At 72.5% G+C, this 6461-nt stretch carries 4 protein-coding genes; all 4 read left to right on the forward strand.

Going from position 1 to position 6461, the window contains the following annotated elements:
* Window positions 1–214: 214 nt before the first annotated feature.
* The 4 genes from IO40_RS0108295 (at window position 215) to IO40_RS0108310 (ending at window position 6184) form a co-directional block, all read left to right on the forward strand.
* Window positions 215–2578 carry a molybdopterin cofactor-binding domain-containing protein gene (locus IO40_RS0108295; protein WP_415852958.1) on the forward strand — a complete coding sequence of 788 codons (2364 nt, stop codon included), beginning with the start codon at window positions 215–217 and terminating at the stop codon, window positions 2576–2578.
* Between the two features lie 68 nt (window positions 2579–2646).
* Window positions 2647–3579, forward strand: a complete 933-nt coding sequence (locus IO40_RS0108300; protein ID WP_016467199.1) for an amidohydrolase family protein — start codon at window positions 2647–2649, stop codon at window positions 3577–3579.
* Window positions 3580–3768: 189 nt separating this feature from the next.
* Complete coding sequence (locus tag IO40_RS0108305) at window positions 3769–5169, forward strand: UbiD family decarboxylase (protein WP_041968464.1); 1401 nt, start codon at window positions 3769–3771, stop codon at window positions 5167–5169.
* 139 nt (window positions 5170–5308) lie between these two features.
* Window positions 5309–6184 (forward strand): SAM-dependent methyltransferase, encoded by an 876-nt coding sequence (locus IO40_RS0108310; RefSeq protein WP_031175172.1) that lies wholly within the window; start codon window positions 5309–5311, stop codon window positions 6182–6184.
* The last annotated feature ends 277 nt before the right edge of the window (window positions 6185–6461 follow it).

Below are 6461 nucleotides of genomic sequence, written 5' to 3' on the forward strand. Positions count from 1 at the left end.
GCACCACCAGCACTCAGCGCACCCCAGCACCCACCGCACCACCAAGAACGACCGAACGACCCCCCCGGCCACACCACACCGCCCGCCCCAACACCACCGGCTGCACCAGCAACACCGACCGCACCAGAAGCACCACCAGGACCACCAGAGCACCGACGATCCCGGCAGCCGCGCTCCATGGCGGTCCCCGGTCACCGGCGCGCGGCATCCGCACATGGCGCGCCCGGTGGTGTTCCGTACCCGGCGAGAGGGAGGCAGCACCGTGAGCGGCACCAGAGTGAGCGGCCCAGCCCGTACCGAGGAGCTTCCCGACCGCCTCGGCGAGGCGGGGGGCGGCGTCAGCACCTCGGCCCCGCGTCCGGACGGCAGGCTGAAGGTGACGGGCGCGTTCGCCTACGCCTCGGACCTGCACCGGGACGACGCGGTGTGGGGTGCCACCCTGCGCAGTCCGTATCCGTCGGCGCGTGTGCTGCGCGTGGACACGGCGCGGGCCCGCGCGCTGTCGGGGGTGTTCGCGGTGCTGACCCACCAGGACGTGCCGGGCAGCAGGACGTACGGGATGAAGGTCGCCGACCAGCCGGTGCTGGCGGGTGACCGTGTGCGGTACGAGGGCGAGCCGGTGGCGCTGGTGGCCGCCGACCATCCCGACACGGCACGCCGGGCGCTGCGTCTGATCGACGTGGAGTATCTGGAGCTGCCCGCGCTCACCGACCCGGAGGCCGCGTTGCGCGGCGAGGGCCCGCTGGTGCACGAGCGGCACCCGGCGGGCGGACCGGCCGCACCCGCCGGGGCGACCGGGACGGCGGCCGGCAATCTGGTGCGGCACGTACGCATCCGGCACGGTGACCTGGCCTCGGCGCGGGCCCGCGCGGACGTCGTGGTCGCCGGCGAGTACGAGACGGGTATGCAGGACCAGGCGTTCCTGGGCCCGGAGTCGGTGCTGGCGGTCCCGTCGGAGGACGGCGGCGTGGAGGCGTACGTCTCCTCCCAGTGGATCCACGACGACCAGCGCCAGATGGCGGCCTGCCTCGGGCTGCCCCTGGAGAAGGTGCGGGTCCGGCTGGCCGGGGTGGGCGGCGCCTTCGGCGGGCGGGAGGATGTCTCGTGCCAGATCCACGCCGCGATGCTGGCCCTGCGCACCGGCCGCCCGGTTCGGATGAGTTACGGGCGCCGCGAGTCGTTCCTGGGCCACGTCCACCGGCACCCGGCCCGGATGCGTTTCGAGCACGGCGCGACCCGGGACGGGCGGCTGGTGTACCTGACGGCACGGCTGCTGCTGGACGGCGGGGCCTACACCTCCACCTCGCAGGTGGTGGTGGCCAACGCCGCCTACTTCGCGGCCGGGGCCTACCGGGTGCCGCACGCGGAGATCGACGGATACGCCGTCTACACCAACAATCCGCCGTGCGGGGCGATGCGCGGCTTCGGCGCGGTGCAGGCCTGCTACGGCGTCGAGTCCAACATGGACCGGCTCGCGCGGCGGCTGGGCGTGGACCCGGTCGAACTGCGGCTGCGGAACGCGATGACGACGGGCACGGTGCTGCCCACCGGACAGTCCGTGGACGGCCCGGCCCCGGTCGCGCGGCTGCTGCGGCGGCTGCGGGACCGGCCCCTGCCGCCGCCCGCCCCCGCGGGGAGCCGCACCGCCTCTCCCGGGCTGCCGGGCGGGCTGTCCAACACCACGCACGGCGAGGGGGTGCGGCGCGGCGTCGGGTACGCGGTCGGGGTCAAGGCCATCGGTTTCTCCGGCGGAGTGGACGACCGGTCGACGGCGCGGGTGACGCTGTCGCTGGCGGGTGGTGAACCGGTCGCCGAGGTGCGGTCGGCCGCCGCCGAGTGCGGGCAGGGCATCGTCACCGTGCAGGAGCAGATCGCCCGCACGGAGCTGGGTGTGTCGCGGGTGGTGGTGCTGCCGGCGGACACCGCCTCGGGCGACGCGGGTTCGTCGTCCGCCTCCCGTCAGACGTGGATGACCGGCGGCGCGGTGCGCGGCGCGTGCCGCACGGTGCTGCGCAGGCTGGCCGCCCGGGGTTCCGGTCCGGTGGCGAAGCTGCTGGAAGAGGGGCCCGTGGAGGCCGAGTTCACGTTCGCGCACCGGCGCACCGAGCCCGTGGACCCGGAACGCGGCCAGGGGGACGCGCACATCGCCTTCGCGTTCGCCGCACACCGGGCGGTGGTGGACGTGGACACCGGGCTGGGGCTGGTGAAGGTGGTGGAGCTGGCCTGCGCCCAGGACGTGGGCAAGGCCCTCAACCCGACGGCCGTCCTCGGGCAGATCGAGGGCGGCACGGCGCAGGGGCTGGGCCTGGCCGTCATGGAGGAGCTGCGGGTCGAGGGCGGGACGGTGCGCAACGCCTCCTTCACCGACTATCTGATCCCGACGATCGCCGACATGCCGCCGGTCCCCGTCGAGCTGCTGGAGCTGCCGCATCCCGACGCGCCGTACGGCCTCAACGGGGTGGGCGAGCCGCCCACGCTCTCCGCCACTCCGGCCGTCGCCAACGCGCTGCGGGACGCGACGGGGCTGGCACTGGCGAGGGTGCCGGTGCGTCCCGACGACATCACCGGGAGGGGGTGAGGCGGGCCCTTCGGGTTCCCACACGGTCCGGGCAACGACAGGCGCCACCGAGGGAAAGGACAGCACACGTGATCATCGACACCCATATGCACCCGACCAACAAGCCGGACAAGGCGTGGCGGCACGACGGCGATCCGTTCACGGGCGAGCGGACGCTGAAGATGATGGATGGGCCGTACACGATCAACGGCAAACCGCGCCGGATCGACTACGGCTGCATCATGCCGCCGCCCGGCAACACCGTCTGGCAGGACGGGATGCGCACCGGCCGTGAGGGCATCCGCGACTACATGGCGTACATCACCGAACTGGTGGTGGCGCACCCGGACCGGTTCATCGGGAACTTCCTCTACAACCCGCGCTTCGGGCCGGAGAACGGCGCGAAGGAGCTGGAGTTCCACGTCAAGGAGTACGGCTACAAGATGATGAAGCTGCATGCCAACATGCACGCTTACCGTCCCGACCGTGCCCTCGACTGGCTCCGCCCGGTGCTGCGGGTCTGCGACGAGCTGGGGATCGTCGTCCTCATCCACACCGGGGACGGACCGTACTCGATCCCGACGCAGTTCTACCCGATCATCCGGGAGTTCCCGAACGTCAACTTCATCCTGGCGCACTTCGGGGTGCAGACGGGCGGCGTCTACTGCTTCGAGGCGCTGTACATGATCCTCGACTCGCCCAACGTGTACGGGGAGTCCGGGTGGCTGTTGCAGTCCCGGATCGTGGAGTTCGCACAGCAGATGGAGAAGCACCAACTGGTCTTCGGCACCGACTCGCCACCGAACGAACCGGGCATGTGGGCGCGTGAGCTGGAAGTCCTGTGCGGACCGCCGCCGCAGGGCATGAACCTGTCGGAGGAGGACCTGGAGGGCTACCTCGGCAACAACATGGCCAGGCTGCTCGGGCTCGATCCCACTCCCCCGCCGCGCGATCTGAAGGAGGCCGAGCTGCGGCTGACGGACACCTACGCCTCGCCGGCCGCGGACCGCGCCGGGGTCTGACCCGGCGGGCATCACCCGGTGTGCCCGTACCCCGCAGGGTCGGGGCACGGGCACACCGGCGCCCCACTGGACGCGTGGACGGTACGGCACGAGCGGAGGAGGGACGCGGTGCGGAGGGTGACGCCCGGGGCCGGAGAGCGGCCGGAGGCAGGGCACGGGAGCGGGGACGCCGGGCCGGAGCCGCCGTCGGTGCCGGGGCCGGAAGCGGGACGGCGGTCCCAGGATCTGCGGGACTTCCTCGCCGCCTATCCGGCACGCCATCCGGAGGACGTGCTGACCGTCGGCGAGGAGATCGGCGGCGAGGACGTGGCCGCGCTCGTCATGGAGCTGGCCGCGCGGGGGCGCGCACCGCTGCTGGACTGTCCACGTGTGCGGGGGCTGGGCGGCACCCGGCTGGTCACCAACGTCTTCGCCTCCCGCCACCGTGTCGCCCGGCTGCTGGGTGCGGAGCCGCACGAGCTGCACCGCGCCTACCAGGCCGGCGCGGCCCGTCGCCGCCCGCCGCGCGTGGTCGCGCAGGGCCCGGTGACGGAGTGCGTGGCCACCGGAGGGGACATCGACCTGTACCGGCTGCCGCTCATCCGGCACTTCGCCACGGACCGCGCACCGTACATCACCAGCGGTGTCGTCGCAGCCGAGGCCCCTCCCGGCATCCCCGGACGCGCGGGCAACCTCAGTTACCACCGCGCCATGGTGGACTCCCGCGACCGGCTCGCCACCAGCCTCCATTCGCGCGGCCACCTGTGGCAGCTGCTGCGGCTGGCGGCCGAACGCGGCCGTCCGCTGCCGGTCGCCATGGTGCTGGGCGGTCACCCGCTGTTCCTGCTCGCCGCCTCGGCACGGGTGGGTGCGGACGTGGACGAACGGGACCTCGCCGGCGGCCTGTTCGGCGCGCCGCTGGAAGTGGTGCGTACCCCCCGGTACGGCATCCGGGTGCCGGCGAGCGCGGAGCTGGTGCTGGAGGGCACCATCGACCCGGAACAGCGGGCGGAGGAGGGGCCGTTCGGGGAGTTCTCCGGGTACTCCTCCAGCCGCTCCACCCACAACGTGCTGACGGTGGAGACGGTGCTGCACCGCCGCGACCCGGTGCTGCTGGACATCGTGGGCGGCAACACCGCCGACCACCTCAATCTGGCCCGCATCCCCCGCGAGGCGGAGATGGCGCAGAAACTCGTCGAGCGGTTCCCCGAGGTGACGCGGCTGCACTATCCGACCTCGGGTACGCACTTCCACGCGTACGTGGCGCTGCGCCGTACCCGGCCGGGCCAGGCGCGGCAGGTGATGCTGGGGCTGCTCGGCTGGGACCCGTACCTCAAGACGGTGGTCGCCGTCGACGAGGACGTGGATGTGACCCGGGACGAGGAGGTGCTGTGGGCGATGGCGGCCCATCTCCAGCCCCACCAGGATGTCTTCGTGGTGGACGGGCTGCCGGGAAGCCCGCTCGACCCGTCGTCCACGGCGGACGGCACCACCTCCCGGATGGGACTGGACGCCACCCGCGCGGCGGACTTCGACGGGGTGCGCATCGGCATCGCCGAGGAGAGTGTGCGCACCGCGCGCCGGCTGTTGGACGCGCACACCGCCGACTGAGCGGCAACGACTGCCGGTACAGCGGTAAACCCTTGGCCAACAATCGTGTCGACCAGGCCGTCTCCCCTGGTCGCCCAGGGTTACCACCTTGTAGCGTCTGCCCGCACCGACCGAACCGACCGACTGGAGAGGACCGTTCGTGGGCGCGGACCAGCAGTGGGACATCACTTCCGGCGTGGGCGTGACGGCTCTGGCGGTCGCCGCCGGCCGAGCCGTGGAATCGGCGCGTGACGACGCGCTGATCACGGACCCCTACGCCGCGGCTTTCGTCGCCGCGGCCGGGACCAGCGCCCCGCTCCCCGTCGGCGCGGGGGAACCGCACGGGCAGGGCGACGACGCACATGAGCTGTGGTCGCTGGTCGTCGACTACGTGGGGATACGCTCCCGTATCTTCGACGACTTCCTCACCGACGCGGCGCGTGACGGAATACGACAGATCGTCATCCTCGCCAGCGGCCTCGACACCCGCGCCTTCCGGCTGGAGTGGCCCGCCGGCACCCGCTGCTTCGAACTCGACCAGCCCGGCGTACTCGACTTCAAACTGCGTGTGCTGAGCGAACACGACGCGCGTCCCTCCTGTCTGCACACCCCTGTCCCCACGGATCTGCGCGAGGACTGGGCCGCCGCCCTGGAGGGCGCCGGCTTCACCCCCGAGGAGCCAACCGCCTGGCTGGCGGAGGGACTGCTGCCCTATCTGACGCCCGAAGCCGAGGAGCGGCTGTTCAAGGAGATCGACAGGCTCTCGGCCCCTGGCAGCCGTCTCGCCGCCGAGCACACCGCCACGCCGAGGGCGATACGGGACGACGCCCTGCTCCGGCAGTCCAGTACGGCCTTCGGCATAGACGTCCCCGCGCTGCTCCCCGAAGAGACGAAGCGTCCGCTGTCCGCGCAGCTCACCGCGCTCGGCTGGGAACACAGGCAGACCCCGCCCCGGGAATCGGCCGCCGCCCTGGACCGCGCCCTGCCGTCCCACATCACCGACAAGATGCTCCACACCTTCGCCCGCCGCCCCTGACCCCCGGCCACCGCACCGCCCGTTGAGGGCTGAAGACTGGTGGCAGGGGGTGTGGGGCCGGTGTCCTGTGGGTCAGGGCGCGGGGTGCGGGATGTGAGGGCGCCCATAGGGGACGGGTCACATACGGCCCCGCTTCGTATGTCCGGTATGCCGGGATCGGGGGTGGGGGTGGGGCGGTTTCCCGTATCGGGCATATCGGACTATGCGGGGTCGTAGGTCACATGTTTGCGGGGGTGGGGAGCCGGTTCCCAGGGTGGGTGCCAGGTCGCGAGGAGAC

The sequence above is a fragment of the Streptomyces albus subsp. albus genome, from assembly GCF_000725885.1.
Classification (GTDB): domain Bacteria; phylum Actinomycetota; class Actinomycetes; order Streptomycetales; family Streptomycetaceae; genus Streptomyces; species Streptomyces albus.